The sequence below is a fragment of the Synechococcus sp. MVIR-18-1 genome, assembly GCF_014279835.1.
Classification (GTDB): Bacteria; Cyanobacteriota; Cyanobacteriia; order PCC-6307; family Cyanobiaceae; genus Synechococcus_C.
Map to the genome: position 1 here is coordinate 509009 of NZ_CP047942.1, position 13829 is coordinate 522837.

The 13829-nt window shown below is 51.4% G+C and carries 17 protein-coding genes and 1 tRNA gene; 3 read left to right on the forward strand and 15 right to left on the reverse strand.

Annotation, left to right across the window (positions count from 1 at the left end):
• Positions 1 to 61 precede the first annotated feature (61 nt).
• Together SynMVIR181_RS02685 and SynMVIR181_RS02690 are read right to left on the reverse strand one after the other, a co-directional pair.
• Positions 62 to 646 carry a hypothetical protein gene (locus SynMVIR181_RS02685; protein WP_186589897.1) on the reverse strand — a complete coding sequence of 195 codons (585 nt, stop codon included), beginning with the start codon at positions 644 to 646 and terminating at the stop codon, positions 62 to 64.
• Positions 630 to 1187: a hypothetical protein gene (locus tag SynMVIR181_RS02690; protein ID WP_255444384.1), complete on the reverse strand. Its 558-nt coding sequence runs from the start codon at positions 1185 to 1187 to the stop codon at positions 630 to 632. The genes SynMVIR181_RS02685 and SynMVIR181_RS02690 overlap by 17 nt, the downstream gene beginning before the upstream one ends.
• Before the next feature lie 346 nt (positions 1188 to 1533).
• Here SynMVIR181_RS02690 and SynMVIR181_RS02695 point away from each other — a divergent pair, with 346 nt between their 5' ends.
• The gene (locus SynMVIR181_RS02695) at positions 1534 to 2019 is read left to right on the forward strand and encodes a hypothetical protein (protein ID WP_255444385.1); all 486 of its coding nucleotides are present in this window, start codon (positions 1534 to 1536) and stop codon (positions 2017 to 2019) included.
• Here SynMVIR181_RS02695 and SynMVIR181_RS02700 read toward each other — a convergent pair.
• The 3 genes from SynMVIR181_RS02700 to SynMVIR181_RS02710 all read right to left on the reverse strand — a co-directional run bounded on the left by SynMVIR181_RS02700 (position 2011) and on the right by SynMVIR181_RS02710 (position 4082).
• A complete protein-coding gene (locus tag SynMVIR181_RS02700; protein WP_186589898.1) occupies positions 2011 to 2265 on the reverse strand; it encodes a hypothetical protein in 255 nt (84 codons plus the stop codon). The genes SynMVIR181_RS02695 and SynMVIR181_RS02700 overlap by 9 nt on opposite strands.
• A gap of 402 nt (positions 2266 to 2667) precedes the next feature.
• The gene (locus SynMVIR181_RS02705) at positions 2668 to 3141 is read right to left on the reverse strand and encodes a hypothetical protein (protein ID WP_222929424.1); all 474 of its coding nucleotides are present in this window, start codon (positions 3139 to 3141) and stop codon (positions 2668 to 2670) included.
• 464 nt (positions 3142 to 3605) lie between these two features.
• Entirely contained in the window at positions 3606 to 4082 is a 477-nt protein-coding gene (locus SynMVIR181_RS02710; RefSeq protein ID WP_255444386.1) for a hypothetical protein, read from the reverse strand.
• Positions 4083 to 4608: 526 nt separating this feature from the next.
• Here SynMVIR181_RS02710 and SynMVIR181_RS02715 point away from each other — a divergent pair.
• Entirely contained in the window at positions 4609 to 4803 is a 195-nt protein-coding gene (locus tag SynMVIR181_RS02715) for a hypothetical protein (protein ID WP_186589901.1), read from the forward strand.
• A 180-nt stretch (positions 4804 to 4983) separates the two neighbouring features.
• Here SynMVIR181_RS02715 and SynMVIR181_RS02720 read toward each other — a convergent pair.
• The 10 genes from SynMVIR181_RS02720 to psbB all read right to left on the reverse strand — a co-directional run bounded on the left by SynMVIR181_RS02720 (position 4984) and on the right by psbB (position 13069).
• Positions 4984 to 5056 (reverse strand) — tRNA-Phe (locus SynMVIR181_RS02720).
• A 30-nt stretch (positions 5057 to 5086) separates the two neighbouring features.
• Positions 5087 to 5584: a ComF family protein gene (locus SynMVIR181_RS02725; protein ID WP_255444387.1), complete on the reverse strand. Its 498-nt coding sequence runs from the start codon at positions 5582 to 5584 to the stop codon at positions 5087 to 5089.
• Positions 5585 to 5735: 151 nt separating this feature from the next.
• Entirely contained in the window at positions 5736 to 6023 is a 288-nt protein-coding gene (locus tag SynMVIR181_RS02730; protein WP_186589902.1) for a DUF2470 domain-containing protein, read from the reverse strand.
• A 168-nt stretch (positions 6024 to 6191) separates the two neighbouring features.
• Positions 6192 to 7463 (reverse strand): FGGY-family carbohydrate kinase, encoded by a 1272-nt coding sequence (locus SynMVIR181_RS02735; RefSeq protein WP_186589903.1) that lies wholly within the window; start codon positions 7461 to 7463, stop codon positions 6192 to 6194.
• 10 nt (positions 7464 to 7473) lie between these two features.
• Positions 7474 to 8733 carry a methionine adenosyltransferase gene (metK, locus tag SynMVIR181_RS02740; protein WP_186589904.1) on the reverse strand — a complete coding sequence of 420 codons (1260 nt, stop codon included), beginning with the start codon at positions 8731 to 8733 and terminating at the stop codon, positions 7474 to 7476.
• A 37-nt stretch (positions 8734 to 8770) separates the two neighbouring features.
• Complete coding sequence (locus tag SynMVIR181_RS02745; protein WP_186589905.1) at positions 8771 to 9562, reverse strand: HAD family hydrolase; 792 nt, start codon at positions 9560 to 9562, stop codon at positions 8771 to 8773.
• Between the two features lie 13 nt (positions 9563 to 9575).
• Positions 9576 to 10676, reverse strand: coding sequence for a 30S ribosomal protein S1 (locus tag SynMVIR181_RS02750; protein WP_186589906.1), 1101 nt, complete (start codon positions 10674 to 10676; stop codon positions 9576 to 9578).
• Positions 10677 to 10777: 101 nt separating this feature from the next.
• Entirely contained in the window at positions 10778 to 11254 is a 477-nt protein-coding gene (gene nrdR, locus SynMVIR181_RS02755; RefSeq protein WP_186589907.1) for a transcriptional regulator NrdR, read from the reverse strand.
• A 135-nt stretch (positions 11255 to 11389) separates the two neighbouring features.
• Positions 11390 to 11485 carry a photosystem II reaction center protein T gene (locus tag SynMVIR181_RS02760; protein ID WP_006854916.1) on the reverse strand — a complete coding sequence of 32 codons (96 nt, stop codon included), beginning with the start codon at positions 11483 to 11485 and terminating at the stop codon, positions 11390 to 11392.
• 21 nt (positions 11486 to 11506) lie between these two features.
• On the reverse strand, positions 11507 to 13069 hold the full coding sequence (psbB, locus tag SynMVIR181_RS02765) for a photosystem II chlorophyll-binding protein CP47 (RefSeq protein ID WP_186524654.1): 1563 nt from the start codon (positions 13067 to 13069) through the stop codon (positions 11507 to 11509).
• 243 nt (positions 13070 to 13312) lie between these two features.
• Between psbB and SynMVIR181_RS02770 the strand changes: the two genes are divergently transcribed.
• Positions 13313 to 13780 (forward strand): 2Fe-2S iron-sulfur cluster-binding protein, encoded by a 468-nt coding sequence (locus SynMVIR181_RS02770; protein ID WP_186524655.1) that lies wholly within the window; start codon positions 13313 to 13315, stop codon positions 13778 to 13780.
• The last annotated feature ends 49 nt before the right edge of the window (positions 13781 to 13829 follow it).

A 13829-nucleotide genomic window follows, 5' to 3' on the forward strand; every position in this document is an offset into this window, starting at 1 on the left:
TTGATCTTATAATGTATTTTTAATTTTGATTGTTTTCTATTTTGTTTGGCTTTTACAATCTTTATTTCTTGGAGTTCATCTTCTCCGCTAGATGGTTGAAACACCCATCTAGTAGTTTGATATCCTCCTTTTCGTTTCTTTCTGAGTATATTTCCCTGCATTTTAGTTGCAATTCTTTTAGACATAGTGTTAGTGCATCAACTGGTACCTCAAGTATTGAGTACAACTCGTGAACTGCCTTCAACCCCTCTTTGTCTGTAATATCTGTTTCCCCCACGGCTGTTCCGTAGATGCTGATTCTTGCAAAGTGAAAGCAATCTCTCCAGCATGCCTCTGCCCTTTCCTTTGGATAGAGTGAACCACCTTTTTCTGTGATTTCTGGTTGCTTTCTGAGGAGCATCGCTTTTGCTTCATTGATCAATGAAGGCAATTTACGCTGGAGTTCTTCAAGTCTTTTTGCATTACAATGTGAGTTCTCGCAGAGTATATTCAGCTCTTCAAGGCTCAATAATCTTTTTGATGTATTGGCTGAATCTAGTATTATTGCATTACTTTCTGGTAACTTGCTATGTTTCGGGAGTGCAAATACGTTTGCTACTTTTATTAGCTCTTTGATCTTTGGCGATGATCTATTGATTGTTTCCATGGATTTGCTTGGTTGTGTCAATGATTGGTGAAGCTGTTAGCCACCCATGGCGCTCTAAATAAAATGCCCAAGTAATGTCCGTGCCAAGCCCCGGACAGTGCTTGCTGACTCCTTCGGCGATATCTTTAGGTATATCAAGAGATTTTAATACATTTACGATGTCACTTTTCTTTTCGATCATTGTAGATCGAATAGCGGCTCCTACAATCCACGTCAATTTTGTTGATGATAATTCAACTTGGCTACTCTCGCATGCCAAAAGAACATTTCCTGGCTCCGAGATGTTCTTTAGAGTTTCCCCCCATAAGACGATGTCTTCTGTCTTTAAATTCAGCCGAAGGATTCCTTCACCGATGTTGAAGTGAACCTCTCTTTCTTCTGAACTGTTTTTTAGAAGTTTTGAGAGTTCCTGTTCCGCTGTGTTCAGCATTTGTTGGACCTCCTCTTCCTTTGGATGTTGCGTAACCAGTGTTCTATTTTCTTCTCTCTGGTCTGCCTTACCTCGTCTATCCCTGTTTTCATCATTATTCGTTATAAACACCCTGCTTCCCCCTTCGGCCTGTATTTGTTCTCTTTTTGTCTTTTCGCTTTAGTTCCTTCAAGTTTTGTTGTTTTTCCACTTAGGCTTATCTTCTTTGTTGCTTTATACACGGTTTAGCTCGCTTTTGTTTTCTTGTCTTTTTTGAATTTTCTGCCCTTCGCTTATGCTATTGATGCCTTCTTAACCCTATTAAATTTTTAGTTGCTGAGAGCTTGTTGCACTTTTGTTGGATTGCTATGTAAGCTGGGGTTCTTTCTCGAATGTCCTTATGAGTGTTGAGCAAGCAGGTTCTTAGCTGTTAAATTTTGACCGATCAGGCCGTTCGTTTCAATAGGACCTGATCACAGTGGACAAGTTCACCAGGCTCGATACCATCAGCTTGATGAGTGGGGATTTTTCGCCAATGTCCATATCCAGCCAAGACTTGACTCAGCAGTTAAGCGGTCAACTGCACTTGGTCAGTGAGATTGCTGAATCTTTGACGCTTCGATTGCTTGCGCTTGAAGAGCGGTTCAACGAACTCTCGGAGCGTTCGGAGTCTGTTGAGCCTGAACAAGCTGATGATTCCGACAGTTTTTTATTGCTTGCAGATAGTAGTGATCGCCTCGAGCAACTCCGCGGTTTGCTGAATGAGAGAGCTGAAGTAGAGGCGCAGGTAGAGGTCCCCCGGCTTGAAGCAGTCACTGATTCTTATATGGCCCCTGACGACGTTTTGGATGAGTCTGAAAACTTTGAACTGGAGCAGACTGTATACGTTAATGATTCACAGGAGCCACCTACAGACACGGTTGATCAAGGCATAGAGCAGATTGACGATCTGCTTTCAGCTTGATTGGTCTGAGTTATCCAGGTTTAGCAATCGAACCCTAAAGGTGGCGACCTGACGTGCTTGCTCGGGTTCAGTCTGGAGAAAAGGATGATCTTCCATCTGTTTGATTACGATATCGATGCGTTCATCAATAGATAGAGCAGCAAATTCCACTGTTTTTGCTGATTGCTTCCATGTTCGGTCGAACACCATTGCAAATCCGTCAGGATTGTTGAAGGTGCGATCATCATCGATTGGTACGCGTATCATGACAGGTGGAAGTAAATAACAAGATCCAGATTTGAACTGGGAGCATTTCGACAATTTGCCCCTTTATACATTCGAACTGGTTTAGCAGTGTTGCTAAGAAGCGCCTATGAGGGGTTCTTGCTTGTTGCTGTTCTACCTTTCCCAAGCCTATGAGCATGTTGTTTGGTAGTTCCAATGCATCCCTGAGGGGAGTGTTGGATATCAGAATTCTATTCCTCACCCGCTTCAATTGGTTTTTGAGCCTGACTTTGTTGTTGAACGAGCTCAGTGGCGAGACATTGAGAGACTGCTTTTTCCTATTGGTGAAGTCTCAATATCTATTCCTGCAAATCTAACTTATTGTTTTATTGCTAACGCTAATAATTTTTGGCTGAATGTATTGGATGTTGTTTGTGCTTGTCCTCAGCGTTTCATGTACGCATTGGCGTACTGATCAATGATATCTACTTCGTAATGTCGGGAAGATAAGACTTCTGTGATCTTATGTGCCATAGCCCTAGATGTTGCAGAATATTGATGGCCTAGTGGTTTTAGCTTTTTTCCCTGACCTCTCAATGTAGGTATCTTAGTTGCCCGATATTGTTCTTCGGCTAAATCGATCATGTCTCCACTGCTATTCTCAAGCCACCAGTGGTAGTCATCTGTTTCTTCTAGTTTGCGTGAACCTCTGATGCAGTCAAAATCTTTCCAAAAGAAGCGATGCAACGTATGCATGGCAAATCCATGCCACCCTCTTGTTTGACTCACTGCCGAAGGAAGTGTGCTTTTTGTTGATTGTTCTGGATTATCTGTCTTGAATTCTTTACTAAACTCTTTTTCAATCTCAAGAGTGGAATGCAACCACTTTTTCCCTTTCGACCTTTTCTCTTGCAGCATTCCCATCCGATTGATGTAGAGATCTAGGAAGCACTGAGAGATCGTGAGAATATTTCGATCTGTTGATGGGATTGATAGATCTCCATCGCAAAACTGATCGGATGGAAATAGGCCATCAGTGTGCGGCTTTAACACCCTTTTTCCATCAACACAGAGATGACCGGATCGACTAGAAAGAAGAAACCCCATGTGGATTCGTTAAAGCTCTTCTGAATGATCAACCCATTGATCTTACCTCGCGCTTGTGAGGTCTCATCAGTTTTTCAGGGCTTCCACGTGTCTCCTCCTTAGATTTCATTTCACTTGTCCTGGTATAACAGGTTTGGGTTATTTAGGGCCTTGATCTCTTGAAGCAGCGCATTTTAGAGGCTGCTCAGTGCATGGCCAGGAGCTGATTGGAGAGGAAATGCCACGAGTTGGAGCCTTTGTGGTCTTCCTGGTGGTTTAGGGGATTCGGTTCTCCCTCACCCCTTTGATGCATTCCAGCCAAAGACCTGAATCATTTGTCCCCTCAGTTGTGCTGCCGTTTCAAGCGCAGGTGAGAGGCTGCGTTGGCGTTGAGGGCTTTGCTTCATTACATACTCGAGGTCATGTAAGAGCATGGAATTCATGTTCAGGGCAAGAATGCACTGTGCATTCTCACAGTGATTTTGCTTTATGTCGTTGTACATGGAGACAACGTCCTTGATGTAATCAATAAAGATCGTGTTTGACTGTTCGATCGTTAAGACTTCTTCTTTGTTCCATCCAAGGCAAGCCATGAGTTGATGGCATGATTTCTGGGCAGCGATGGTGTGTTCGGTTTCTTTAAAAGATGTTTTGATGAATGCAGTGATATTGGTAACGCAATATTGCATTCCATACACCATGCTGTTGGCTTGCTCTAAGTCGTCTTGGATTCTGTCCCAGACAATACGCGCGATACGGTCGTCAGGATGCATCTCAGCAAGTGATGCCAATTGTAGTGACCTTGTCACAAGTTCTTTATTTAGCTTGCTATTCATTAGTCTCCGTTCATGGCAATAGTTGGTAAAATGGTTTACCACTATAGCCCTTTTTGAGTGGTACCCCTGTTTGTTCTCTTGGCTTTATGGTTGTTCTTCGATCGTCTTGATTCTGAGCTATTCATCCGTGACTTTGGAGATGTATTTGCATTATTTTAACTATAGTTGTTGGTGGTGTTGTTATTGTTTTCTACGTTTTTGACGACTCTTGGGTTTGCTTGCGGAATTATTCAACTCGTTGCTTTTTCTGTAATCTATATGTTTATGCTCGGTTTGTTTTAGTGGGTTCGCTTCTGTAATCGTTTAATTCGCGTTGGTTGCTTTCTATCCTTTCAGCGTTGGTCTCAATGCTGCGCTGAAAGGAATGGATGGTTGATGCATTCGGTTAAAAGGTATGGAGTGGTTGATCAGGAATTAAGCGGTCTCACCTCTTCGGCAAGATGGTAGTTGCAGTTTTCGCTTCATGACGTACGAGCAAGAGGTCATCATCAAGTGCGCCATCAAGGGCACCCTTGGCGGTCTTGACAAAAAAATGACGTCTGAGGAGCTAGATGAGCTGCTGAACGCGTCTCAGGATTGGAGGAAGCACTTAGTGATTGAGGAGATTACGGAGGTTGCCACCATCCATGCAGGGCGCCGTCGTCCAGAAATTGACTAGCTGTTCAGGCTCTGTCTTTGTGTAGATCAATAGGAACGAGCTATTTGATCAGCGATTTTGTGATCTCCCTCAGCTCCCATCACCTTGGAGTTGAAGGGAGATTCCGTCGTTTGGGCGGCGTGGCAATCGATCTGCAACCTCTGGGCCGCAGCGTTGCTGTTTTGATCGAGTTGCAGTCAATGCCAGGACCCAGATTTGAACTGGGGACACGGCGATTTTCAGTCGCCTGCTCTACCAACTGAGCTATCCCGGCACGTCGCTTTCACGACATCGGAATCTTAAATCACGGGGTGCGCCCTAGGCAGATCAATCCCCTGACTCCAAACCCAGCGCTTTTCAACGTGTTGAGTGCTTCTCGGGCTGTGGCTCCACTGGTGAGGATGTCATCGACAATCCAGATGGGCGTTTCTGAAACGCACCAGGATCGCTGATCTGGATCTATCGCGAATGCAGATTGCATGTTTACAAGCCGCTGACGGCGACTGAGATGGTGTTGCCCCACGGTGGGCCGGCAGCGTTTCAGCAACGTCTTGGTGGTGCGTCCCAGGCTCTGGCAGATCAATGCTGGCAGCGGATTAGCTCGCTTCTGTGTTTTCCAGCTCGGGATCGGAACCAGGAGAGCCTTGGCGGGAAGAGTTCGTCGTAGTGCAAAGGTGATCGCCTTCAGCACTGATAGGTCTTGATTGAGCTTTAGGCGCAGGATCTCTCGGCGTAGCTCTCCCCGATACCAGCCTGCCGCGTTGAAGCGAACAGGAGTGGCGCCCTCAAGCCCCCTTTTCATGAGGCCCAGCTTTTGCTTGCACTCGTTGCAAGGTTGATCCGCGTGTTGATGGGTATGGATCACCTTCTTGCAAATCGGGCAAGAAGGCACAACGAACAGGTCTTGAAGGCAATCGTGGAGTGCGGTTAGCAAAGCATCAGAACGACTGCATTCAGGATTCCCCTTTGCCCCCATCAGAAGGCATGGCTCTCAGCATGGCCACCATGGTGCGGTGGGCGTCTTCACTGTCAGTGAGTGTGTGATCAAAGGGGATTCTGAGGGGTTTTCCGTCCACCTCAAGGCTCATGGCATCAGCGTTCACGGCTGTCATGGTGGCGATGTTTGCAGCACTCACTCCGCCGTAATGGAGAGCGTACTGAAGCACTGCATCGCCGTGGTCATCATTCATGTGACGACAGATGCGTTCGCTAACAGCGGGGGTAAGCGGATCAGCGGTCATGGTGGAAAAGGGCGAGGGTGAGGGTGGGGGAGTGGCTCAGCTGAAGCGTTGCCAGAGCAGGATGGCGAGCCGAAACCCGCTGAATCCCACATATCCGGCAAGCACGATGAACAGGCCAAGGGCAAGGCCGTCACGAAGTCGGTTGGGCAAGGGCTCGGTGATGCTTGCTTAATTCTCCCCTAGATGAATCGTCTTGTCTGGTGCTTTTACAGCCTGTAGAGCCAGACGAGCCACTCCTGCCGCTGGAGGTGTGTTGCAGCTGCGAATCGGAACACCAAGTTGGCGCTCGCGCAGACGTCGCCATTGAGGATTGCGCGCTCCGCCTCCAATCGTCACGATCTTTCTCGGAGGATCGGCTCCAAGGCTTGTGAGGCGTTGCCATCCTGCGTGTTCGATTTGCGTTAATCCCTCTAGAAGGCCGTGGAGATAAAGGGAATCGCTGACTGGACGTGGCGTCAGGATGGGTTCGAGGTGGGGGTCATCAACAGGAAAGCGCTCTCCGCACTTGGGAAGTGGCCGTAGCTGTAAGCCGCTGTTTTGATCTGGATCAATCTGACGGCTCAGTTCAGCGAGGTCGATGCCAGGAAACAGTTGCTTCAGCACCGCAGCACCAGCATTGGAGGCTCCTCCGCATAACCAACGACCACCCACGCGGTGGGTAGAGGTCCCTGGCCCTGGAGATAGGGGCTGATCGGTGAATCGTTTAAGCACCAAGGTGCTCCCCAGCACTGTGATGCCCTCGTCGTCGTCAGCATCAGCTGTGAGAACGGCCGCGTTGGAGTCGGTTGTCCCGGCGACGACCAGCAGGTCCTTTGGCAGGTCTAGATCAATGGCGCGTTGGGGTGAAAGGGGGCCAAGCACTGAGCCACTGGCGCGAATCTCTGGAAGTGCATCCCACCAGGGTTGGCTTGTGAAGCTGTCTGGCCACGCACTTTTGCTGAGGTCCCATCCCAAGCGAAGGTTGTTGCCCTCCTCCCCATAGCTCCAATTGTCAAGAAGCCAGCCGTTAATCCAGTCGGCTTGATGGCGAAGCAGGAGCGGAGCTTTGTGTTGGTCGACGAGGTGCAGAGCCCGCGCAAGGCTGCCACTGGCGCTTGAAGCGGGTCCACCCTGTGGACTCAACGCTTGGAGTTGCGCCGTGAAATTTGGGCATGCGAATGAATAGGGCAGGGCCTCGGCAAGAGGTAACCCTTTTTGATCGCAGGCCAGCAACGTTCCTGAGGTGCCATCCACGGCGATGGCTTTGAGGCGATGTCGGTAGTCGGGCTTGAGGCGACCGATCAACGTGCAACAGCGCTCGCGCCAGTCGAAGGGGTTGATCAGACCGATCTGGTACGGCGCACTTTCGGTCTGGAGTAGAGAACAGTTGCTGTCGATGACAGCAATGCGGACACCGCTGGTGCCTAGGTCTATGCCGAGCACCAGCGGATCTTGGCTCATGGTCTTGGACCTAGAGGCTGCTTCCGGATTGGATGCGGCTCGCTTCCGCTTGCTTCAGGGCTGCCGCTTTATCAGCGACATTTTCCCAGGGCAAGTTCAGATCTGGGCGGCCAAAGTGCCCATAGGCAGCCGTATCGCGGTAGAAGCGACCACCGTTGAGGGAAGGCATTTCCCGCAGCTTGAACTGCTCGATAATGGCGCCAGGACGCAGGTCAAAGTGCTCTTGCACGAGGTCGGTGAGCTCTGCATTGGACACCTTGCCTGAGCCGAAAGACTCCACAAGGATCGACACTGGTTTGGCCACTCCGATGGCGTAGCTCAGTTGAACTTCCACACGGTTGGCAAGTCCAGCTGCCACGAGTGCTTTCGCCACATATCGGGCGGCATAAGCAGCGGAGCGATCCACCTTGGTGGGGTCTTTGCCTGAGAAGGCACCACCGCCGTGACGGGCATAGCCGCCGTAGGTGTCAACGATGATTTTTCGACCCGTGAGGCCGGCATCACCCTGAGGACCGCCGACCACGAATTTGCCTGTGGGGTTGACCAGATAGCGGCAATTGGCGCGATCGGGCTTTAGAGGTAGATCAGCTGTCGCTGGCAGCACAACGTGCGTCCAGAGGTCTTCACTAATGCGATTGCGCACCTCCTGCTCATCGGTTAAGCCAGTCACCTCTGCGGTGTGTTGGGTTGAGATCAGGATGGTGTCGATCTCAACTGGCTTGTCGTTTTCATAGACAACGCTCACCTGGGTCTTGCCGTCAGGGAGCAGGTAATCGAGTGTTCCGTTGTGGCGAACTTCGGCCAGGCGCCTTGCAAGCCTGTGGGCAAGGCTGATGGGCAGAGGCATCAGCTCGGGCGTTTCATTGCAGGCGTAGCCGAACATGATTCCCTGATCACCGGCGCCCACCTTGTCGAGCGGATCACCTTCGTGATCATCGGCTTCATCCACGCCCTGGGCAATATCAGGTGATTGCTGGTCAAGGGCAACGAGTACGGCACAGCTCGTGGCGTCAAAGCCACCGGCTCGAGCTCCGCTGTAGCCGATATCTCGAATCACATCGCGTACGAGATGGATGAAATCCACCTGCGCTTTGGAGGTGACTTCGCCTGTGATCATGCAAAGACCGGTATTCACAACCGTTTCGCAGGCCACGCGGCTCGTGCTGTCTTGGGCTAAGAGAGCATCCAGTACGGCATCGCTGACTTGATCGCAGATCTTGTCAGGATGGCCTTCCGTTACGGATTCGGACGTGAAAACGTATCGACTCATAAGTAGTTAGGGCGTGGTGAGATTTTACGGGTTGCCCCTACTGAGCTTGTTCAACCCTTAGCTCTTGCCAGTGATGGATCAAATGTTGATGGGATGTCAGGCCGGGGGTTCGATGCCATCCCGCCACATAGCCAAGCGCACAATCAATACCTGCGCGGCGTGCCATCAGCAGATCTGAGTCGGCATCTCCGATGAGTGCGCATTGTGCTGGATCCAAATCCAGCATTTTGCATAGACCATGCACGGCGCCTGGGTCTGGTTTGCAAGGGGTGTCATCTGCGCTCCAGATTCCTGTGATGAAGGAGCTCAAGCCATGGTCTTGAAGAAACTGTTCGATTCCATGGCGGGTGTCATTGCTGATCACGGCACAGATCACACCTGCGCTGTGCAGCTCGTTGAGCAATTCCTTTGAGTGGGGCAAAGGGGTTCTGGCGCTGAGGCTTGCTTCCGTTGCGTTGTGCTTATGGCGGCGGTCCACGCTGTCAAAGATCTCTTCAGCGAGCACGAGCGCTTGAGGCCAGCTGAGATCAAAGAGACAGAAGATGGTGGCGGTGCTCAACAGATTGTGTTGACGGGACGCGACGGCCAACGTTCCATCAGGAATCAGGCCGGAGTCGCACCGGCCCATCGCGCGTTTCAGTAAGCCCAGGAGTTGGACTTGGACGTCGGTGGATGCGCCACGGGAGGCAAAGACGCGAATGATTTCCTCAATCCTGGCGTCGGCCAGCTCGATGAGATGGGGTTCGCTATGGGAAAGGGTGCCGTCCTTGTCGAACAGCACCCCACGAATCAAGCCAAGTGAATGGCCTCTTAGAGATAAATGAGCCATGGGCTCATGCAGCTCAGACCATCATCGAGCTCAATGGCTCTTCTCCTTCTTCCGCTTGCTCAAGAAGCATCTGCTTGTAGCGAGCTGCCATTTCCTCTGCCTTGTCAAAGACCTTTTGAGGATCGGTGAGCATGTCACCGGGTTCCGGTTCCAGAGCCTTTGTAGACAGGGAAATCCGACCGCGTTCGGCGTCGAGGTCGATGATCATTACCTTCATTTGATCATTCACGTTCAGCACCGAATGGGGTGTTTCGATGTGTTCGTGACTGATTTCGGAAATGTGAAGCAAACCGCTCACACCACCGATGTCGATAAAGGCGCCGTATGGCTTGATGCCACGAACGGTTCCGATCACGACTTCGCCGACTTCAAGGCGATTCATCTTGCGCTCGACCAGGGCGCGGCGATGACTGAGCACTAGACGATTGCGCTCCTCGTCGACTTCAAGGAATTTGAGAGGCAAGAAGTCTGCAACCAGCTCTTCTTTCGGTTTGCGGGTACTGATGTGGGATCCAGGAATGAAGCCACGAAGGCCTTCCACCCGAACGAGAGCACCACCACGGTTGGTGGCGAACACCTCTGAATAAATGGTGGCGTCTTCTTTTTGCAGCTGACGCACCCGTTCCCAGGCGCGTTGGTACTCGATACGGCGAACGGAGAGAGAGAGTTGCCCGTCTTCGTTTTCTTCACTCATGATGAAGAATTCCCGAATCTCACCGGGTAGCAACACGTCGCTGAGACCTTCCACCCTGTTGATGGAGACCTCTTGAAGGGGCATGAAAGCGGCGGTTTTAGCGCCGATATCAATCATCGCCCCCTTCGTTTCCAGCGCAAAGACTGTGCCGTTAACGATGTCGCCTGGCTTGAAGTTGTAGTCGTACTTGCTAAGTAGTGAGGCGAAATCATCAATGGTGAAGCCGGCCCCATCCAAATCCTTAGGGTTGGCACGACTGCTGGGATCGTCGGCAGTAGGAATCTCTTCCGGGATGCTGAGATCTTCATCCGTTCCAAAATCGGCTTGGTCTGCTGTGGCTTCGACGGCAGTGCTCTCGTCGACGGCAGTGGTGGTCTCCACAGCAAGATCCTGAGCCGGATCGGTTGGGGTAACAGTCATGGATGGTTGGCGGTCTGCCCGGAGACAGTGCGATAAAAAATGACCCAGTGCCCGCCGACAAAGAATCAGTATTTTTTAATTTTACAGAACAGCCTGGCTTTTTAGACGAGTGCCGCGAGCTCAGCTTTATCTGCGTTCATTCCTTCGAGCGTGGAGACGAAATCGCTGACGCTTCGGAAGTGTCGATACACCGAGGCAAAACGCACATAAGCAACTTCGCTGAGCCCCTTGAGATGACCAAGCACCAACTCACCAATCTCCGAGCTGGTGATCTCACGGCTATTGCTTTGCTGAAGACTGAGTTCGAGCTCGTCAACAATCGCTTCGAGTTTGCTGGGGGTTAGTTCAGTTTTTTCGCAAGCTCTGCTCAGGCCGTGTAGAAGTTTGCTGCGATTAAAAATTTCACGGTGTCCATTGCGTTTGATCACGGTGATTGGAACCATTTCTACCCGCTCGTATGTCGTGAATCGGAATTCACAATTGAGGCATTCACGACGCCGGCGCACACTTCTTCCGCCCTCGGCTGCTCTCGATTCGAGAACCCGGCTATCCGTGTTTTGGCAGGAGGGGCACTGCAAGCCCTAATCAATCCATTTTGAATTGTTCACACTGTATAGAAGATGTGGACCCTTGAAAAGTGTTTGTGAAGGAAGAATCTGATTTGAGCAATAAAAAAACCCCGCTTTTGAGCGGGGTTTGATCTGCTGGATGGACTACTTACCGATCTTCGGTGGATCGCGAAATGCGATTGCGAAGAACAAGGTGGCAATCGCCAGGCCGAGGATGAGGATGTAAGCGAAGCTTTCCATCGAGAGTCTCCTAGAGAGCGATCAACTGAGGGGTGTGGATCCCGTGGGAGGAACGTATCCCTCGGGTAGGCGACGTGTTGATTTGTCGCCGAGTTTTTGGAAGAGGCCGAATTCAACCTGTTCGCCAAGATCAGGATCAATTCCTGCGAATACATCTCGGTAGAGGGTGCGAGCACCGTGCCAGATGTGACCGAAGAAGAAGAGCAGAGCGAAGGTTGCGTGGCCGAAGGTGAACCAGCCGCGGGGCGAGCTGCGGAACACGCCATCTGAGTTGTAGGTTTCGCGATCGAACTCGAAACCTTCTCCCAGTTGGGCCTTGCGAGCTAAGCGCTTGACTTCGGCAGGGTCTGTGAAGACTTTCCCATCAAGAGAACCGCCGTAGACAGTTGCAGTAACGCCTCTCTGTTCGAAGGAGTACTTGGCCTCGGCGCGTCGGAACGGAATGTCGGCGCGAACGATGCCGTCGTTGTCTTCGAGAATGACGGGGAAGTTCTCAAAGAAGTTGGGAAGACGACGCACTTGAAGTTCGCGTCCTTCTTTGTCGGTGAAGACAGGATGACCAATCCATCCGGTTGCAAGACCATCTCCATTCACCATCGGGCCAACGCGGAACAGGCCACCTTTGGCAGGACTGTTGCCCACGTAGTCGTAGAAGGCGAGTTTTTCAGGAATGGCAGCGTAGGCCTCATCGACGGTGGCCCCTTCATCAAGGGCCGTCTGAACGCGGCGATTGATTTCGGTTTTGAAGTAGCTCTGATCCCACTGATAGCGAGTGGGGCCAAACAACTCAACAGGGGTTGCAGCTGCGCCGTACCACATGGTTCCTGCCACGATGAAAGCAGCGAAGAACACAGCTGCGATTGCGCTAGCAAGAACAGTCTCGATGTTTCCCATCCGCAAGGCCTTGTAGAGGCGCTCCGGCGGTCGAGTCGTGATGTGGAAAATACCGGCAATGATGCCCACGATGCCTGCGGCAATGTGGTGGGCAACAATTCCTCCTGGATTGAATGGGTTGAAGCCTTCCGGTCCCCATGACGGTTGAACCGCCTCTAGATGACCGGTTAACGCATAGGGATCAGAAATCCACATGCCAGGTCCGAAGACACCGGTGAGGTGAAAAGCACCAAATCCAAAGCAACCCAAGCCTGCAAGAAGGAGGTGGATGCCGAAAATTTTCGGAAGGTCTAGAGCTGGTTCGCCCGTACGGGGGTCTTGCCAGATTTCAAGATCCCAATACGTCCAGTGCCATATCGCAGCAAGCATGAGTAGGCCGCTGAAGACGATATGAGCGGCTGCGACGCCTTCGAAGCTCCAGAAGCCAGGATCGACTCCTGTTTCTCCGGTAATACTCCAGCCTCCCCAGCTTCCGGTGACGCCCAGTCGTGACATGAAGGGCATGACAAACATGCCCTGACGCCACATGGGGTTCAGAACTGGATCCGATGGATCAAAAATTGCGAGTTCGTAGAGGGCCATCGAGCCGGCCCAGCCGGCAACGAGGGCAGTGTGCATGAGGTGCACGGCCAAGAGTCGGCCTGGGTCGTTAATAACGACGGTGTGCACCCGATACCAGGGCAATCCCATGGGTCAGGTTCAGGTGGAACGGAGCTGCTGATGCAGACAGACCTAGCGATCGTAAGGGGTTCGCTCAATTGAGTGGGGCGTGTTGTCGCGAGCTGCAATGTCTTGTGTTGAGACCCCTTGATTTGTTTTCCTCACTGTCCTGTCAGTGCTTCCGCCCTTTGGCTGCCGCATTCGGCTCTGGCTGAGGGGGTTACAAAACGCAACCTTTGGGCGCAAAGTGGGCGTTTATTGCTGGAGCACTCCATGCCAGTCATTCGTTTTCTGCGTGAGGGACGTGATGTGGAGTGTTATCCAGGTGAAAATCTGCGTGATGTCGCTCTGCGCGAAAACATCGAGCTCTACGGCTTGAAGGGGCAACTGGGAAATTGCGGTGGGTGTGGTCAGTGCATCACCTGTTTTGTTGATGTTGTGGGATCCGACGCCGACTCCCCCTTAACAGCTCGAACCGTTGTTGAGGACAACAAGCTCAGGCGTCGCCCTGAGTCCTGGAGATTGGCTTGTCAGGCACTTGTAGAGCAATCCGTGATCGTGCTGACTCGTCCGCAGGTTCGCTTGGCGGAACTTGATAAGAAAAAGGCAGCGGCTCGCGCTGAAGCCCTGCCAGCCGGGCCAACGTCATGGCCGATTGACGAGAGCGCTGACGAGGCGGAGGAAGGGTCTGAACAGGAGACTGCAACCGATTCGCCTGCTACGCCCAGTGACGAGGGGTGAGCTGAAGTTCATCGTTGCTCCCGAACGATGATACGTTCGGCCTTGCATC

Coding starts and splice junctions, on each gene's coding strand:
- SynMVIR181_RS02750 (WP_186589906.1), bottom strand. CDS start 10,676: ATGACTGTTACCCCAACCGATCCGGCTCAGGATCTTGCTGTGGAGACC.
- SynMVIR181_RS02745 (WP_186589905.1), bottom strand. CDS start 9,562: ATGGCTCATTTATCTCTAAGAGGCCATTCACTTGGCTTGATTCGTGGG.
- SynMVIR181_RS02685 (WP_186589897.1), bottom strand. CDS start 646: ATGGAAACAATCAATAGATCATCGCCAAAGATCAAAGAGCTAATAAAA.
- SynMVIR181_RS02760 (WP_006854916.1), bottom strand. CDS start 11,485: ATGGAAAGCTTCGCTTACATCCTCATCCTCGGCCTGGCGATTGCCACC.
- SynMVIR181_RS02725 (WP_255444387.1), bottom strand. CDS start 5,584: ATGAAAAGGGGGCTTGAGGGCGCCACTCCTGTTCGCTTCAACGCGGCA.
- metK (WP_186589904.1), bottom strand. CDS start 8,733: ATGAGTCGATACGTTTTCACGTCCGAATCCGTAACGGAAGGCCATCCT.
- SynMVIR181_RS02705 (WP_222929424.1), bottom strand. CDS start 3,141: ATGCTGCAAGAGAAAAGGTCGAAAGGGAAAAAGTGGTTGCATTCCACT.
- SynMVIR181_RS02710 (WP_255444386.1), bottom strand. CDS start 4,082: ATGCATCCTGACGACCGTATCGCGCGTATTGTCTGGGACAGAATCCAA.
- SynMVIR181_RS02700 (WP_186589898.1), bottom strand. CDS start 2,265: ATGATACGCGTACCAATCGATGATGATCGCACCTTCAACAATCCTGAC.
- SynMVIR181_RS02735 (WP_186589903.1), bottom strand. CDS start 7,463: ATGAGCCAAGATCCGCTGGTGCTCGGCATAGACCTAGGCACCAGCGGT.
- SynMVIR181_RS02730 (WP_186589902.1), bottom strand. CDS start 6,023: ATGACCGCTGATCCGCTTACCCCCGCTGTTAGCGAACGCATCTGTCGT.
- psbB (WP_186524654.1), bottom strand. CDS start 13,069: ATGGGATTGCCCTGGTATCGGGTGCACACCGTCGTTATTAACGACCCA.
- SynMVIR181_RS02715 (WP_186589901.1), top strand. CDS start 4,609: ATGACGTACGAGCAAGAGGTCATCATCAAGTGCGCCATCAAGGGCACC.
- SynMVIR181_RS02770 (WP_186524655.1), top strand. CDS start 13,313: ATGCCAGTCATTCGTTTTCTGCGTGAGGGACGTGATGTGGAGTGTTAT.